Raw genomic sequence first — 15,095 nt, 5'->3', positions numbered from 1 at the left:
GCGGACAACCGCCGCGCCGGCCCGCCTCTCGCGGCTTCCGCCGCGCCGGCGGCCCGCGACGAGGCCCGCCGCAAGGCCGAGGCTGAAGCCGCCGCTCTGCGCGAGATGCTGAACCGTCCGCGCAAGGTGCTGCGCGCTCCCGAACCGGAAGCGCCCGCCGCTGCCGCGCCGATCTCCGGCACGCTGCACAAGCCGGCTGGCAAGCCGGGCGCCGCTCCCGGCGCCAAGAAGGACGCCAAGCCCGCCGCTCCCGGCGCGAAGAAGACCATCAAGACCGCCGAAGTCGCTTCGACCTGGTCCGATGACGCTTCGCGCAAGAAGCCCGCGGACAAGCCGGCAGCCCCGGCCAGCCGCGACGGCTGGCGTGCTGGCGGCAAGGGCGGCGGCAAGGGCGGCCGAGGCGGCCGCAACCAGCAGAACGATCGCCGCAATGAGCCGGCGCCGCAGGAATTCATCGCGCGTGAAGTTCACGTGCCGGAAACCATCAGCGTGGCCGACCTGGCCCACAAGATGTCCGTCAAGGCCGCAGAAGTCATCAAGCAATTGATGAAGCTGGGCCAGATGGTCACCATCAACCAGGTGCTGGACCAGGAAACCGCCATGATCGTGGTCGAGGAACTGGGCCACGTGGCAATCGCCGCCAAGCTGGACGACCCGGAAGCCTTCCTGGACGAAACCGCGAGCGTGTCGGAAGCCGAACAGCTGCCGCGCGCGCCGGTTGTCACCGTCATGGGCCACGTCGACCACGGCAAGACCTCGCTGCTGGACTACATCCGCCGCGCCAAGGTTGCCGCGGGCGAAGCCGGCGGCATTACTCAGCACATCGGCGCCTACCACGTTCAGACCGAACGCGGCATGGTGACCTTCCTTGACACCCCGGGCCACGAGGCGTTTACCGCCATGCGTGCCCGCGGCGCCAAGGCGACCGACATCGTCATCCTGGTCTGCGCGGCCGACGACGGCGTGATGCCGCAGACCCGCGAAGCCATCCACCACGCGAAGGCCGCAGGCGTTCCGATGGTCGTGGCCATGACCAAGATCGACAAGCCCTCCGCCAACCCCGACCGCGTCAAGCAGGAACTGGTTGCCGAGGAAGTGGTGCCGGAAGAATACGGCGGCGACGTGCCGTTCGTGTCCGTGTCGGCCAAGACCGGCGAAGGCATCGACGATCTGCTGGAAAACTTGCTGCTGCAGGCCGAAGTGCTGGAACTGAAGGCTCCCGTCGACGCGCCCGCCAAGGGCCTGGTGATCGAAGCTCGTCTCGACAAGGGCCGCGGCCCGGTCGCGACCATCTTGGTGCAAAGCGGCACCCTGCACCGTGGCGACGTGGTGCTGGCCGGCGCAAGCTTTGGCCGCGTGCGCGCCATGCTGGACGAAAACGGCAAGCCTATCCAGGAAGCCGGTCCGTCGATCCCCGTGGAAATCCAGGGCCTGACCGAAGTGCCGGCCGCTGGCGACGAGCTGATGGTGCTGTCCGACGAGCGCAAGGCGCGCGAAATCGCGCTGTTCCGCCAGGGCAAGTTCCGCGACGTCAAGCTGGCCCGCCAACAGGCCGCCAAGCTCGAGTCCATGTTCGACAACCTGGGCGAGGGCACGCAGACCCTGGCCCTGATCGTGAAGACCGACGTCCAGGGTTCGCAGGAAGCGCTGGTGCAGTCCCTGGTCAAGCTATCGACCGACGAAGTGCGCGTGCAGGTCGTGCACGCCGCCGTGGGCGGCATCTCGGAAAGCGACATCAACCTGGCCATCGCCTCGAACGCCGTCGTCATCGGCTTCAACGTCCGCGCCGAAGCCAGCGCCAAGAAGCTGGCCGAGAACAACGGCATCGACGTGCGCTACTACAACATCATCTACGACGCCGTGGATGAAGTGAAGGCAGCCATGTCGGGCATGTTGGCGCCCGAGAAAAAGGAAGAAGTCATCGGCTTGGTCGAGATCCGCGAGGTTTACAGCATTTCCCGCATCGGCAACATCGCCGGTTGTATGGTGCTGGACGGCCTGGTGCGTCGCGATTCGCAAGTCCGCCTGCTGCGCAACAACGTGGTCCAGTGGACCGGCCAGCTCGATTCGCTGCGCCGCTTCAAGGACGACGTCAAGGAAGTCAAGTCGGGCTTCGACTGCGGCCTTACGCTGCGCGGCAACAACGACATCCTGGTGGGCGACCAGCTGGAAGTCTTTGAAATCAAGGAAATCGCGCGTACGCTGTAAGGCGACCGCGAGGCATTTTTTCTAATGAGCCGTCACAAGTCCAAAGCCATCCCCGGCCGCAATCTGCGGCTGGCCGACCAGATCCAGAAGGATCTGGCCGGGATCATCCAGCGCGAGATCGACACGACCCGCGCTGGACTGATCACGCTCTCTGGTGTGGAATTGTCGACCGACTACGCGCATGCCAAGGTGTATTTCACGGTTCTGGGCGCCGAGCCCGAAGCCGCGACCGCCTTGCTGAACGAGAAAGCCGGTTGGCTGCATTCCCAGCTGTACAAGCTGCTGCACATACATACTGTCCCCACTTTGCGCTTCTTCCACGACGAGCAGATCGCCCGTGGCATCGAAATGTCGATCCTCATCGACCGCGCAAACCGGCCCGGCCCGCATTCGGGCGTGCCCGACGAACCTGAAGACCAGTCCTGATCGGGCTGTCGTCACTGCTTTAAACCGGATTCCGACGATGGCTAAACGACGCGGGCTTACGCTCGACGGTGTGCTGTTGCTCGACAAACCCGTGGGTTTGTCGAGCAACCACGCCCTGCAACGCGCCAAACGCGCCATGGACGCGGCAAAAGCCGGCCACACTGGCACGCTGGATCCCTTCGCCACCGGTCTGCTGGTGTGCTGCATGGGACGCGCAACCAAGATTTCCGGCGCGATGCTCAACGCCGACAAGGCATATCGCGCTACGCTGCAATTTGGCTCCGAAACCGACTCCGGCGACCTGACCGGTAATGTCGTGTCCACCGCCGAGCCGGGCTTTACCGTTGATGAGCAGGCGCTGCGCGACGCGCTGTCACGTTTCTCGGGCACGATCGAGCAGATTCCGCCCATGTATTCGGCGCTCAAGCGCGACGGCAAGCCCTTGTACGAGTACGCGCGCGCCGGCATCGAGCTGGAACGGCCGCCGCGCCAGATCACGATTTACCGCATCGAACTGCTGTCCCTGAACGGAACCGAGGCGGAGATCGATGTGGCATGCAGTAAAGGCACATACATCCGGACGCTGGCCCAGGACATCGGGCGCGTGCTGGGCTGTTACGCCCACCTGACGGCGCTGCGGCGCACGCACGTCGGGCCGTTTTCCCTGGAACGCGCCGTTGCGCTGGATGCCTTGCAGGCCATGCCAGACCCCAAGCAGGCATTGCTTGCATTGAACGAATTGCCGGAGGGCTTGCTGCCCTCCACCCTGACCTTAAAGGACTCGCTATGACTCGCGCCTTGCGCAACGTCGCCATCATCGCCCACGTGGACCACGGTAAAACCACCCTGGTCGACCAGCTGCTGCGCCAATCCGGCACCTTCCGCGAAAACCAGGCGCTGACCGAACGGGTCATGGACTCGAACGACCTGGAAAAAGAACGCGGCATTACGATTCTGGCCAAGAACTGTGCCGTCGAATACGAAGGCACGCACATCAACATCATCGACACCCCGGGACACGCGGACTTCGGCGGCGAAGTCGAGCGCGTGCTGTCCATGGTCGACGGCGTGCTGCTGCTGGTGGATGCGGTTGAAGGCCCCATGCCCCAGACCATCTTCGTGACCCGCAAGGCGCTGGCCCTGGGCCTGAAGCCCATCGTCGTGGTCAACAAGGTCGACCGTCCGGGCGCCCGCACCGATTTCGTCATCAACGCCACCTTCGACCTGTTCGACAAGCTGGGCGCCACCGACGAGCAGCTGGACTTCCCGGTGATCTACGCCTCGGGCCTGTCGGGCTACGCCGGCCTGAATCCTGAAGTGCGCGAAGGCAACATGCGCCCGCTGTTCGAAGCCATCCTCGAACACGTGCCGCAGCGCGACGACGATCCCAATGGTCCGCTGCAGATGCAGATCATCTCGCTGGACTACAACAGCTACGTCGGCAAGATCGGCGTGGGCCGCATCAACCGCGGCCGCATGCGTCCCGGCATGGAAGTGGCTTACAAGTTCGGTCCTGAAGGCCAGGGCGGCCGCGGCCGCATCAACCAGGTGCTGAAGTTCCACGGCCTGGAGCGCATCGTCGTGGACGAAGCCGAAGCCGGCGACATCGTGCTGATCAACGGCATCGAAGAGCTGGGCATCGGCTGCACGGTGACCGACACCGCCAATCAGGACGTGTTCCCGATGCTGCGCATCGACGAGCCCACCCTGACCATGAACTTCATGGTGAACACCTCGCCCTTGGCCGGCCGCGAAGGCAAGTTCGTGACCAGCCGCCAGCTGCGCGACCGCCTGGACCGCGAACTGAAGTCGAACGTGGCGCTGCGCGTGCGCGACACGGGCGACGACACGGTGTTCGAGGTGTCGGGCCGCGGTGAACTGCACCTGACCATTCTGCTGGAAACGATGCGCCGCGAAGGCTACGAGCTGGCCGTGTCGCGTCCGCGCGTGGTGTTCAAGGATATCGACGGTGTGAAGTGCGAGCCGTTCGAATCGCTGACCGTCGACGTCGAAGACGCCCACCAGGGCGGCGTGATGGAAGAGCTGGGCCGCCGCAAGGGCGACCTGCAGGACATGCAGCCGGACGGCCGCGGCCGTACCCGCCTGGAATACCTGATCCCGGCTCGCGGCCTGATCGGTTTCCAGAACGAGTTCCTGACGCTGACGCGCGGCACCGGCCTGATGAGCCACATCTTCCACGAATACGCGCCCATCAAGGAAGGCTCGATCGGCGAGCGCCGCAATGGCGTGCTGATCAGCCAGGATCACGGCGACGCCGTGGCCTACGCCCTGTGGAAGCTGCAGGATCGCGGCCGCATGTTCGTGAGCCCGGGCGATGCGCTGTACGAAGGCATGATCATCGGCATCCACAGCCGCGACAACGACCTGGTCGTGAACCCCATCAAGGGCAAGCAGCTGACCAACGTGCGCGCCTCGGGCACCGACGAAGCCGTGCGCCTGGTTCCGCCCATCCAGATGTCGCTGGAATACGCCGTGGAATTCATCGACGACGACGAACTCGTGGAAATCACGCCCAAGTCGATCCGTCTGCGCAAGCGCTTCCTGCTGGAAAACGAGCGCAAGCGCGCCGCGCGCGAATCCGCCGTCTGATGACACGGCGCGCAGCTTGGCTGCGCTGCTACAAAGAAACGCAGCCTTCGGGCTGCGTTTTTTTTGGGGGCCGCAGTGTCAGGGGCGATTCGCGCTTGCCGCGCCAGGCAGGCGCTGCACCGCGTCCAGCAGCCGGGCGGCGAACTCCTGGGCGGCGCGGCTGCGCGAGGCTTCCTTGCGCCACAGGATGGCCGCGCGGCGGATGGTGGTGGGGTCGGTCAGCGCGATGCTCTTCAACCCCGATCCGGCCGCGCCCGCCGCATGCTCGGCGGCGATGGTCGCCAGTTCGCCCTGCCGGCACAGGTGGATCAAGGCGTCCACCGACTCCATTTCGACCCGCACGTCGGGCGTCAGCCCTGCCTGGGCGCAGGCCGCGTCTATCATGCGGCGCGTGGCGAAACTGCGCGGCAGCAGCGCCAGCGGCACACCCGCGAGATCGCGCATGCGCAGGCTGCGCCGCGAGGCCAGCGGGTGGTTTTTGCCAACCACGACCTGCAGGCGTTCGTCGAACAGGGGTTGCGCCTCGATTTCTTCCCGCAGCGCCGGATGGAATGAAATGCCCAGGTCCAGCTGGCCGCTGACCAGCAGGTCTTCAATGGGGCCAGCCCGCAGATCGCGCACCTGGATCTGGACCTTGGGAAAGGCCAGGCTGAACCTGGCCACCGCGTCCGGCACGAAATGGGTCAGGAAGGTGGGGATGACGCCTATGGTCAGGGACCCCGCCTGCAGGCCGGCCAGATCCGCCAGGGCCATCTTGCCGGCTTCGATTTCCTGTAGCGCCCGGCTGGCGTGGTCGCGCAGCACCCGGCCCGCCTGCGACAGGCGCAGCCCCCGGCCGATGCGGTCGAACAAGGGCATGCCCAGCTCTTCTTCCAGCTGGCGCAGGCCATGCGACAGGGTGGATTGGGTGACGTGCAGGGCGTCGGCCGAGCGGGTCAGGTGCTCGGTGTCGGCGACGCTGAGAAAGTAGCGCAGCTGGCGCAATTCCATCGAGGGGCTCCTGGCGCTATGCCGGTCTGGGCAGTCGATGATTGTAAGTGTATCGTTCGACCATATCGAATAATAAATGCAATATAAATCATTGGATGCAAAACCGGCCGAGCCCTAACCTTGCCGCATCACTCACGCAGGGCTTCAGGCTTTATGACATCCGTTTCGACCCCGGCTCCGATCACGGCAGACGATGCCACCTGGCGCATCGAGCGCATCCACGCAAGAATCGTCGACATCCCGACGATCCGGCCGCACAAGTTTTCGTTCGGCGCCATCAACCGGCAAAGCCCGGTGATCGTGCAGCTCTGGCTAGCCAACGGCGCCTGCGGTTTTGGCGAAGCGGCCACGATAGGCGGCCCGTCGTGGAACGAGGAATCGCCGGAAACCATCCTGCATGCGATCCAGAACTACCTGGCTCCCGCCGTGGCCGGCGCGGATGCGCGCAGATTCGCTGAGCACCTCAACCGCTTCGATGCGGTCTGCAAGGGCAATACCTTCGCCAAGAGCGCGGTCGAGATGGCGCTGCTGGACGCCGTGGCGCGCAGCCTGGGCGTGCCGGCCTGGCAATTGCTGGGCGGCAAGCGCATCGAACGCCTGCCGCTGGCCTGGACGCTGGCCAGCGGCGATTCGCAACGCGATCTGGAGGAGGCCGAGCAGATGATGCAGGCGCGCCGCCATCGCCTCTTCAAGCTCAAGATCGGCGCGCGCAGTCCGGCGGACGATGTGGCACACGTGACGCGCATTGCGCGCGGCCTGGACGGCCGCGCCGACATGACGGTGGATGTCAACCAGGCCTGGGACGGCAACACCGCCCGCCGCTATCTGCCGCAACTGGTGGAGGCCGGCGTGACCCTGATCGAACAGCCCGTGGCGAAGTGGGACGTGCAGGCGCTGCGCGAAGCGACGCAGTCGCTGGGTTCGGCCGCGCTGATCATGGCGGATGAAACCGTGTGCTCCGCGCAGGACGCCTACATGCTGGCCGCGCAGCGCGCCTGCCATGTGTTTTCCCTGAAGGTTGCCAAGCACGGCGGGTTGCTGCGCACGCGCGAGGTCGCGGCCGTGGCGCAAGCGGCCGGCATCGGCTGGTACGGCGGCACCATGCTGGAAACCTCGCTGGGAAGCGCGGCGTCGGCGCACGTGTTCGCCACGCTGTCCGACCAGCACCACGGTTGCGAACTGTTCGGCCCGCAATTGCTGGTCGACGACATCGTCGAGCAGCCCATGACCGTGCGCGACTTCGAACTCCACCTTCCCGACGGCCCCGGCTTTGGCGTCGTCGTCGACGAAAAACGGCTGGAACGTTTTGACCGCGCAAGGGCGGGCCTGACGCCCGCCACGGTCGACTTCGGCCGCCGCGGCGAGGCCGCTGCGACCTGACCCATCACTTTCCCGATCATTCCAAAAAGCAGGAGACGCATCATGGCTGAATATACCCAGCAACAACTACTGGACCTGGTCAACAGCTCCCAGGTCAATCCGGGCAACGACCGCGTGCGGCAGATCACGCAGCGCATCGTGTCGGACCTGTTCCGCGCGATCGACGATCTCGACATCAAGCCCGATGAATTCTGGGCGGGCGTGGACTGGCTTGCGCGCCTGGGCGGCAGCGGCCAACTGGGGTTGATCACGGCAGGCCTGGGCTTTGACCGCCTGATCGACATCCGCGAGGAAGAGGCCGACGAGGCCGCCGGCCGCGCCGCCGGCACGCCGCGCGCGATCGAGGGACCGCTCTACATCGCGGGCGCGCCTTTGTCCGACGGCGAAGCCCGCCTGGACGAAGATCCCGCAGCCGGCACGGTGCTGGTGATGGAAGGGCAGGTGCGTGACGTGGCCGGCAATCCCGTCGCTGGCGCGCTGGTGGACGTGTGGCACGCCAACGAGCTGGGGCGTTATTCGCACTTCGATCCCGACCAGGCGGACTACCACCTGCGCCGCAAGATCAAGACCGACGCGCAAGGCCGCTACCGCTTTCGCAGCTTCATCCCGCCGGGCTACGCGATTCCGCCGAACAGCCCCACGTCCGAACTGTTCGGGGCGCTGGGCCGCCATGGCAACCGGCCGGCCCACATCCACTTCCTGGTGGCGGCCGACGGGCAGCGCACCTTGACCACGCAGGTCAACATCCCGGGCGACACCTTCCTGGACGATGACTTCGCCTTTGCCACGCGCGACGGCCTGGTGGTCGAACTGCAGCCCAATACGCCGGCCGCCGGCTATGAGAGCCTGGGCGTGAACGCGCCGTTCACGCGCGTCTGTTTCGACTTTGTGCTGCAGCCGGCGCTGGACGCCGACGAGGCCCGTCCGCAAGCCCGCATGGACCGCGCCACCGCCTGACCGATGCCCGGGCGGCGCCCGCAAGCGGCGCCGCCATTTTTTCCCCCAAATCACCTAGAACAACCCGCAGGCGCGAGGCCGGGTTCGGCCGCGCCATGGAGACAACCATCATGACCGCGACTTCCAGCTGGTCGATTCCGACGCTGATCGACCAGGAACGACTGGGCGCCTTTCAATGGCGCGTGTTGATCCTGTGCTTTCTGATCGCGCTGTTCGACGGCTTCGACACACAGGCGATCGCCTTCACCGGGCCGGCGATCCTGGCCGCCTTCGATCTGAAGGCGGGCGCGCTGGCGCCCATCCTGACCGCTGGCATCGTCGGCATGACGGTGGGCGCCATGACCCTGGGCCTGATCGGCGACCGCATCGGCCGCCGTCCGGCCATCATGCTGGGGCTGGCCCTGTTCGGCCTGTCCACGCTCGCGACGGCCTGGGCCACCGACACCACGCATATCCTGGTGCTGCGCTTCATCGCCGGCCTGGGCATGGGTGGCTGCACGCCGGTGCTGCTGGCGCTGGCCGCCGAGTACGGTCCGGCCCGTTTGCGCGGCGCCATCATGACCGGCGTGCTGCTGGGCCTGCCGGCCGGCGCCATGCTGGGCGGCCTGTTGGCCGCCCGCATGCTGCCCGTCATCGGCTGGGAAGGCATCTTCATCGTGGGCGGCCTGGCGCCGCTGGTCCTGCTTGCCGTCGCCTTTCTGATGCTGCCCGAGTCGCTGTACTTCAAGGCCACGCGCCGCGATCCGGAAAGCCAGCGCTACATCGCGCGCGTCTTGTCGGCCATCTCGCGCCGCAAGCTGGACGCCGACACGCAGTTCACCGTGCCGGAGGAATCCGTCGCGCGCGCCGGCGTCGGCGCCTTGTTCTCGGATGGCCACGGCGCCAAGACCGTGGCGATCTGGGCGGTGTACCTGCTGAACTGGGTGGCGTGGTTCATGCTGCTGTCGTGGCTGCCCACGGTGCTGAAGGCCGCGGGCCTGCCCGCCGAGCAGGCGCCCATGGGCACGGTCATCGTCAACGCCGTCTTCATCATCTGCGCGATTCCGCTGTCCTTCGTGCTGCCGCGCGTCAACACGAGGAGGCTGCTTGGCGGCATGTTCGCGCTGGGCATCGTGGTGGCCGTAGGCCTGAGCCAGGCTGGTGACAACTGGACGCTGGTCTTCATCCTGGTCGGCGCGGCCGGCTTCGGCATCGGTGGTCAGCAGATTGCACTGAACTACCTGGTCGTGGGCGCTTACCCCACCGCCTTGCGCGCCACCGCCACCGGCTGGGCTATCGGCATGGGCCGCGCGGGCGCGATCGCGGGTTCGGCCATCGGCGGCAGCTTCCTGGCCTGGGGCGGACCGTCGGGATTCTTCATCGCGTTGGCGATACCCCTGGCGGTCGCGGCCCTGGCGGTGCTGAGCCTCAAGCTCAAGCACGCGCGGCCGGACGGCGCGCTTTCGGCGGCCCATTGATATAGCAAAGGACGATACAAGCATGAGCACACATCTACGCTTCGAGGGCCTGGTGGCCCTGGTCACCGGCGCCGCCCAGGGCGTGGGCCGGGCAACGGCCCGGCGCCTGGCGGCTGAAGGCGCGCACGTGGTCGTGGTGGACCGGGCGGAGGAGCAGGGCGCCGCCGTGGCCGAGGAGATCCGCGCCGCGGGCGGACGTGCGAGCTTCGCACAGGCCGATCTGGAAACCCATGAGGGCGCGCAGTCCATGGTGCGCGCCGCGTTGGAGATCAACGGCCGCATCGACGTGTCGGTGCACAACGTGGGCGGCACGATCTGGACCCGGCCGTTCTGGGAATACACGCCGGAGCAGATGCAGCGCGAGGTCAACCGTTCGTTGTGGCCCACGCTGTGGTCCTGCCGTGAAGTCATACCGGTGATGCGGGCGCAGGGCGCGGGCGCCATCGTCAACGTGGGTTCCAACGCCACGCGCGGCATCTACCGGGTGCCGTATTCGGCCTCCAAGGGCGGCGTGCACGCCGCCACCGTCTGCATGGCGCTGGAGCTGGCGAAGTCGGGCGTGCGTGTCAATTGCGTGTCGCCGGGCGCGCTGGACAACGGCGTGCGCGCGATTCCGCGCAATCACGAGACGCCATCCGCGCAGGAAGCCGCCTGGGTCAGCGAGATGTATGCCTCCTGCCTGCGCGACACGCCGCAGGACCGCCTGGGCCAGGCCGAGGAAGTCGCCGCGGCGATCTGCTTCATGGCGGCGCCCGAGGCGTCCTACATCACCGGGCAGATCATGTATGTGGCGGGCGGCGACATAGGCTGAAGACCGGGCTGGCTCAGCTGGCCTTGCGCCCGGCCGCCAGCCAGTCCAGGAAGTCGCGGCCCGGTCCCTGGTCGCGCACGATCGCGCCGATGGGCTGGAATGAACCGGGCGATTCGATGCGCACGCGCTGGAAATGTCCGTGCTGCATGTACCAGTTGCCCAGGGTCTGCGGCACCATGGCCAAGGCCTTCTGCGCCTGCATGACGGCGATGAGCAGCGGCATGGGCGGGGCGGCGCTGCTCAGCCGGCACAGCCGCGGCACCACGCCGGCGCGTTCGAAGAAGGCCTTGAAGACCGCATGGATGGCCAATTCCGGGCGAGGTTCTATCCATAGCTGGGATGCCACCTGCGCCAGCGTGGGGGCGTCGTCCGGATCCAGCAGCGGGTGGCCGGCAGCAGCCACGATCACCGCCGCGTCTTCCTGCAGCGGCACGAATTCCAGGCCGGTGGGCACGGCTTCCGGACGCCGGCACAGCAACATGTCCAGGCTGCCGCTGGCGGCTTGCGGCAGTAGTTGCTCGCGGCTGCCTTCCACCACCTCTACTTGCAGTCCGGGCCGCGCGTTCATGTAGGCGGGCAGGCGCTCGGCCAGCAGGCCGCCCGTGGCTGCCGGGATGGCGCCCAGGCGCAGATTGCCCGTGGCGCCCTGGCGCAGGGCCGCCACCGAATCAGTGGAAGCGCGCAGCGTCGTCAGCATGCTGCGGGCGCACTCCGCCATGAGCTGGCCGCTGCGCGTGGTGCGCATGCCGCGGGCATGGCGCTCGAACAGTTGCACGCCCAGCAGATCTTCGATGTCGGCCAGCGCATGGGTGGCCGCGGGTTGGCTCAGGCCGATATGGCTGGCCGCCTGCTGAATGCTGCCGAGGTCGGCGATGCTGGCCAGCAATTGCAGGTGGCGCAGGCGGCCTTTGGCGAGCAGGCGGGACAGCAGGGTGGCGGGAGCGACGTCCATGGCTCGGGGAGGGAAGCTATTCAAAATACGAATATATCCACGCATTAATGTATTTGAAATAAGGATATGCCCTGGACACAATGCAGCGATCCCTTACATCGCTTCCGTTCCCCAGGAGTGGCTGGTCCATGAAGTCCCGTCTGCTGCACGCGCTGGTTTGCGCCGTAACTTTCAGTGTTTCGTCCCTGGCCGCCGCCCAGGATGCCTATCCCTCCCAGCCCTTGCGGCTGATCGTGCCGTTCGCGCCCGGCGGGTCCACGGACGCGCTGGCCCGCGCGGTGGCCGAGGGCCTGCGCAAGGAACTGGGCCAGAGCGTGGTGGTGGAGAACCGCGCCGGCGCGGGCGGCCTGCTCGGCACCGAGGCGATGGCCCGGGCCGAACCCGACGGCTACACGCTGGGCATGGCCACGGTCAGCACCATGGCCGTCAATCCGCTGCTGTACGGCACCAAGCGGGTCAACCCCGAAACGCAGCTCAAACCAGTGGCCTCGGTGGCGACGGTGCCGGTCGTGTGGATGGTGAATCCGGCGTTTCCGGCGCAGGATTTTGCGCAGTTCCTGGCTGAGCTGCGGGCCCATCCGGGCAAGTATTCCTATGGTTCGCCCGGCGTCGGTTCGCTTGGCCACCTGAATCTGGCGGCGATGAATGCCGATCTGAAGGTCGATGTGCTGCACGTGCCGTACCGCGGCATGGGGCCGGCGCTGACCGCCGCGGTGGGCGGCGAGGTGCAGGTGCAGCAGGACCAGTACGCGTCCGCGCAATCGCTGGTCAAGGCTGGCAAGCTGCGCGCCATCGCCGTGTCGGCGCCCGCGCGGATGCCTGACATGCCGGACCTGCCGACCATGACGGAACTGGGTTATCCGCAGCTGAACGCGCTGGGCCAGACCTGGTTCGGCCTGGTCGTGCCCGCCGGTACGCCCGATGCCGTGGTGCAGCGCCTGAATCAGGCCGCGGTGCGTGCGCTGGCCGAGCCTGGGCTGGTGCAGCGCCTGGCGGGCATGGGCGCGCAGCCCGACGCCGGCACGCCGCAGGCCTTTGCAGAGCGCATCGCGCAGACGCTGGCCGCCAACCGCAAAATCATTGAAACTGCCGGCATCAAGCTCGACGAGTGACCTGACCGGTTTTTTCCCCGCCATTACAGCCACAGGAGAAACAATGGGTGCCATCGATAAACTTGCGCCGTTCATCGACGCGCGCAGCGAGCGCTACGCGGAACTGAGCGACCGCATCTGGAGCCTGGCCGAACTGCGCTACGACGAACACAAGTCCGCCGAGCTGCACATCGCGATGCTGGAAGTAGCGGGTTTCCGCGTCACGCGCGACGCCGCCGGCATTCCCACCGCCTTCGTGGCCGAGGCCGGCAACGGCGGCCCGGTGATCGGCATCCTGGGCGAGTACGACGCGCTGTCGGGCCTGAGCCAGGAGAGCGGCGCCTACGCCTGCCAGCCTTCGCCGGAAACGCCGAACGGCAACGGCCACGGCTGCGGCCATCATCTGCTGGGCACGGCCGCGCATTTTGCGGCGGTGGCGGTGAAGGAATTCCTGGAGGCCAACGGCCTGCCCGGCACCATCCGCTTCTACGGCTGTCCGGCCGAAGAGGGCGGTTCGGGCAAGACCTTCATGGCGCGCGCGGGCCTGTTCGACGACGTGGATGCGGCGCTGACCTGGCATCCCGCATCGCACACCGGGATCTTCCACCAGTCCTCGCTTGCCAACATCCAGGCCTATTTCCGTTTTCGCGGCGTTGCCGCGCACGCGGCCAATTCGCCGCACCTGGGCCGCAGCGCGCTGGACGCGGTCGAGCTGATGAACGTGGGCGTGAACTACCTGCGCGAGCACATGGTGCCGGATGCGCGCGTGCATTACGCCGTGACCAACAGCGGCGGCATTTCACCGAACGTGGTGCAGGCCCGCGCCGAAGTGTTGTACCTGGTGCGCGCACCCATCAATTCGCAGGCGTCTGAGCTGTACGAGCGCGTGCAGAACGTGGCGCGTGGCGCGGCGCTGATGACGGGTTGCGAACTGGAAATCGTGTTCGACAAAGCCTGCTCGAACTACATTCCCAACGGCGTGTTGAACCAGATCATGTACGCCAACATGCTGGCCTTGCAGGGGCCCGATTACACCGCGGGCGAGCAGCAGGCCGCTCGCCGCATGTGGGATGCGATCTCTACGGACGACATCGACAACGCCGGCAAGAACCTGGGCGCGGTGCTGCGCAATCCCACGCCGCTGTTTGCCGGCGTGGCGCCCTACGAGCCCGGCAAGGCTGAGATCACCTACGGTTCCACCGACGTGGGCGACGTGAGCTGGGTCGCGCCCACTGCGCAATGCTGGGGCGCTTGCTACGCCTACGGCACGCCGTTCCATTCCTGGCAGATGGTGGCGCAGGGCAAGATGTCCATGGCGCACAAGGGCATGGTGCACGCGGCCAAGATCATCGCGGCGACCGCCGCCGATCTGTACACGCAGCCCGAGGCGCTGGCGCGCGCCAAGGAGGAACTGATGGAGACGCGCCGCGGGCAACCTTACGTCTGCCCGATTCCGCCGGACGTGCTGCCCTCGTTCATGCGCAAATAACAGGGAAAGGGCCCCCACGCTGCGCACGCTTCGCGCGCTTGCTGCCCCTCCGAGGGGGCGGCAAGCGGGCCTCGAGTTACATGCGATTTCAGGCCGGCAGGGACGGCGCGTATTGCGCGTCCGAATTGACCTTGGCGTGGAATTCCACCACCTTGCGCACCACCTTGACGGGATCGTCTTCGATGATGAAGAGATCCAGGTCATGCGCGCCTATCATGCCGTTGGCCAGCACCTGGCCGCCCAGCCATTCGACCAGTCCGGACCAGTACTCGCTGCCCACCAGCACGATGGGAGCGGGCGGGACCTTGCCCGTCTGGATGAGCGTCAGCGCTTCGAAGAGTTCATCCAGGGTGCCGAAACCGCCAGGCATCGCCACATAGGCGAAGCTGTGCATGAAGAAGGTTGCCTTGCGCGAGAAAAAATACTCGAATGACAGGCTGATGGTTTGGTATTCATTGTTGTGCGCTTCGTGGGGCAGGCTGATGTTCAGACCGATGCTGGTGCCGCCTGCTTCGAACGCGCCCTTGTTGGCTGCCTCCATGATGCCGGGACCGCCGCCGGCGATCACCGCGAAACCCGCATCCGCCAGGGCGGCGGAAATTGCGACGGTGGTTTCATAGTGGGGGGAATTACGGCTGACTCGCGCACTGCCGAAGACGCTGACAGCAGGCCCGATGTTCGCGAGCTTGTCTGCCGCCGTCCGTATCTCTGACATAATCAGCGG

General features: G+C 66.6%; 13 protein-coding genes. 10 read left to right on the top strand and 3 right to left on the bottom strand.

Annotated features, from left to right (window positions below; all coding sequences use genetic code 11):
• The 4 genes from infB to typA form a co-directional block, all read left to right on the top strand.
• On the top strand, positions 1 to 2,208 hold a 2,208-nt coding region (infB, locus tag DXK93_RS16065; protein ID WP_119450570.1), incomplete at its 5' end, for a translation initiation factor IF-2.
• 24 nt (positions 2,209 to 2,232) lie between these two features.
• On the top strand, positions 2,233 to 2,634 hold the full coding sequence (gene rbfA / locus DXK93_RS16060; protein WP_006388333.1) for a 30S ribosome-binding factor RbfA: 402 nt from the start codon (positions 2,233 to 2,235) through the stop codon (positions 2,632 to 2,634).
• A 37-nt stretch (positions 2,635 to 2,671) separates the two neighbouring features.
• On the top strand, positions 2,672 to 3,424 hold the full coding sequence (truB, locus tag DXK93_RS16055; RefSeq protein ID WP_054450994.1) for a tRNA pseudouridine(55) synthase TruB: 753 nt from the start codon (positions 2,672 to 2,674) through the stop codon (positions 3,422 to 3,424).
• Positions 3,421 to 5,244 (top strand): translational GTPase TypA, encoded by a 1,824-nt coding sequence (gene typA, locus DXK93_RS16050; protein ID WP_054450995.1) that lies wholly within the window; start codon positions 3,421 to 3,423, stop codon positions 5,242 to 5,244. The genes truB and typA overlap by 4 nt, the downstream gene beginning before the upstream one ends.
• A 78-nt stretch (positions 5,245 to 5,322) precedes the next feature.
• On the opposite strand, the gene cynR is transcribed toward typA, so the two are convergent.
• Positions 5,323 to 6,234: a transcriptional regulator CynR gene (gene cynR, locus DXK93_RS16045; protein WP_119450569.1), complete on the bottom strand. Its 912-nt coding sequence runs from the start codon at positions 6,232 to 6,234 to the stop codon at positions 5,323 to 5,325.
• Between the two features lie 153 nt (positions 6,235 to 6,387).
• Here cynR and DXK93_RS16040 point away from each other — a divergent pair, with 153 nt between their 5' ends.
• From DXK93_RS16040 to DXK93_RS16025, 4 genes are all read left to right on the top strand, one after another.
• Complete coding sequence (locus tag DXK93_RS16040; RefSeq protein WP_054450997.1) at positions 6,388 to 7,614, top strand: muconate cycloisomerase family protein; 1,227 nt, start codon at positions 6,388 to 6,390, stop codon at positions 7,612 to 7,614.
• Between the two features lie 42 nt (positions 7,615 to 7,656).
• Positions 7,657 to 8,571 (top strand): dioxygenase, encoded by a 915-nt coding sequence (locus DXK93_RS16035; protein WP_054450998.1) that lies wholly within the window; start codon positions 7,657 to 7,659, stop codon positions 8,569 to 8,571.
• Between the two features lie 110 nt (positions 8,572 to 8,681).
• Complete coding sequence (locus tag DXK93_RS16030; protein WP_054450999.1) at positions 8,682 to 10,028, top strand: MFS transporter; 1,347 nt, start codon at positions 8,682 to 8,684, stop codon at positions 10,026 to 10,028.
• Positions 10,029 to 10,050: 22 nt separating this feature from the next.
• Positions 10,051 to 10,839, top strand: coding sequence for a 1,6-dihydroxycyclohexa-2,4-diene-1-carboxylate dehydrogenase (locus tag DXK93_RS16025; RefSeq protein WP_054451000.1), 789 nt, complete (start codon positions 10,051 to 10,053; stop codon positions 10,837 to 10,839).
• Positions 10,840 to 10,852: 13 nt separating this feature from the next.
• Here the strand turns inward: DXK93_RS16025 and DXK93_RS16020 are convergent, their stop codons facing one another.
• Entirely contained in the window at positions 10,853 to 11,791 is a 939-nt protein-coding gene (locus DXK93_RS16020) for a LysR family transcriptional regulator (protein WP_119450568.1), read from the bottom strand.
• Between the two features lie 128 nt (positions 11,792 to 11,919).
• On the opposite strand from DXK93_RS16020, the gene DXK93_RS16015 reads away from it, so the two are divergent.
• Together DXK93_RS16015 and DXK93_RS16010 are read left to right on the top strand one after the other, a co-directional pair.
• Positions 11,920 to 12,903: a tripartite tricarboxylate transporter substrate binding protein gene (locus tag DXK93_RS16015; protein ID WP_119450567.1), complete on the top strand. Its 984-nt coding sequence runs from the start codon at positions 11,920 to 11,922 to the stop codon at positions 12,901 to 12,903.
• A 43-nt stretch (positions 12,904 to 12,946) separates the two neighbouring features.
• A complete protein-coding gene (locus DXK93_RS16010; RefSeq protein ID WP_054451003.1) occupies positions 12,947 to 14,371 on the top strand; it encodes a M20 family metallopeptidase in 1,425 nt (474 codons plus the stop codon).
• Positions 14,372 to 14,459: 88 nt separating this feature from the next.
• Here DXK93_RS16010 and DXK93_RS16005 read toward each other — a convergent pair whose 3' ends face one another.
• Positions 14,460 to 15,086 carry a TIGR00730 family Rossman fold protein gene (locus tag DXK93_RS16005; protein ID WP_042792592.1) on the bottom strand — a complete coding sequence of 209 codons (627 nt, stop codon included), beginning with the start codon at positions 15,084 to 15,086 and terminating at the stop codon, positions 14,460 to 14,462.
• Positions 15,087 to 15,095: the final 9 nt, after the last annotated feature.

The sequence above is a fragment of the Achromobacter sp. K91 genome, from assembly GCF_003576205.1.
Lineage (GTDB): Bacteria > Pseudomonadota > Gammaproteobacteria > Burkholderiales > Burkholderiaceae_B > Achromobacter > Achromobacter aegrifaciens.
This window is presented reverse-complemented; position numbering and strand designations above follow the sequence as displayed.

What these genes read in the sequence shown, in the direction of transcription:
- DXK93_RS16035 (WP_054450998.1), top strand. Translation starts at nt 7,657, where the DNA reads ATGGCTGAATATACCCAGCAACAACTACTGGACCTGGTCAACAGCTCC.
- typA (WP_054450995.1), top strand. Translation starts at nt 3,421, where the DNA reads ATGACTCGCGCCTTGCGCAACGTCGCCATCATCGCCCACGTGGACCAC.
- DXK93_RS16025 (WP_054451000.1), top strand. Translation starts at nt 10,051, where the DNA reads ATGAGCACACATCTACGCTTCGAGGGCCTGGTGGCCCTGGTCACCGGC.
- DXK93_RS16020 (WP_119450568.1), bottom strand. Translation starts at nt 11,791, where the DNA reads ATGGACGTCGCTCCCGCCACCCTGCTGTCCCGCCTGCTCGCCAAAGGC.
- DXK93_RS16010 (WP_054451003.1), top strand. Translation starts at nt 12,947, where the DNA reads ATGGGTGCCATCGATAAACTTGCGCCGTTCATCGACGCGCGCAGCGAG.
- DXK93_RS16015 (WP_119450567.1), top strand. Translation starts at nt 11,920, where the DNA reads ATGAAGTCCCGTCTGCTGCACGCGCTGGTTTGCGCCGTAACTTTCAGT.
- DXK93_RS16040 (WP_054450997.1), top strand. Translation starts at nt 6,388, where the DNA reads ATGACATCCGTTTCGACCCCGGCTCCGATCACGGCAGACGATGCCACC.
- DXK93_RS16030 (WP_054450999.1), top strand. Translation starts at nt 8,682, where the DNA reads ATGACCGCGACTTCCAGCTGGTCGATTCCGACGCTGATCGACCAGGAA.
- truB (WP_054450994.1), top strand. Translation starts at nt 2,672, where the DNA reads ATGGCTAAACGACGCGGGCTTACGCTCGACGGTGTGCTGTTGCTCGAC.
- cynR (WP_119450569.1), bottom strand. Translation starts at nt 6,234, where the DNA reads ATGGAATTGCGCCAGCTGCGCTACTTTCTCAGCGTCGCCGACACCGAG.
- rbfA (WP_006388333.1), top strand. Translation starts at nt 2,233, where the DNA reads ATGAGCCGTCACAAGTCCAAAGCCATCCCCGGCCGCAATCTGCGGCTG.
- DXK93_RS16005 (WP_042792592.1), bottom strand. Translation starts at nt 15,086, where the DNA reads ATGTCAGAGATACGGACGGCGGCAGACAAGCTCGCGAACATCGGGCCT.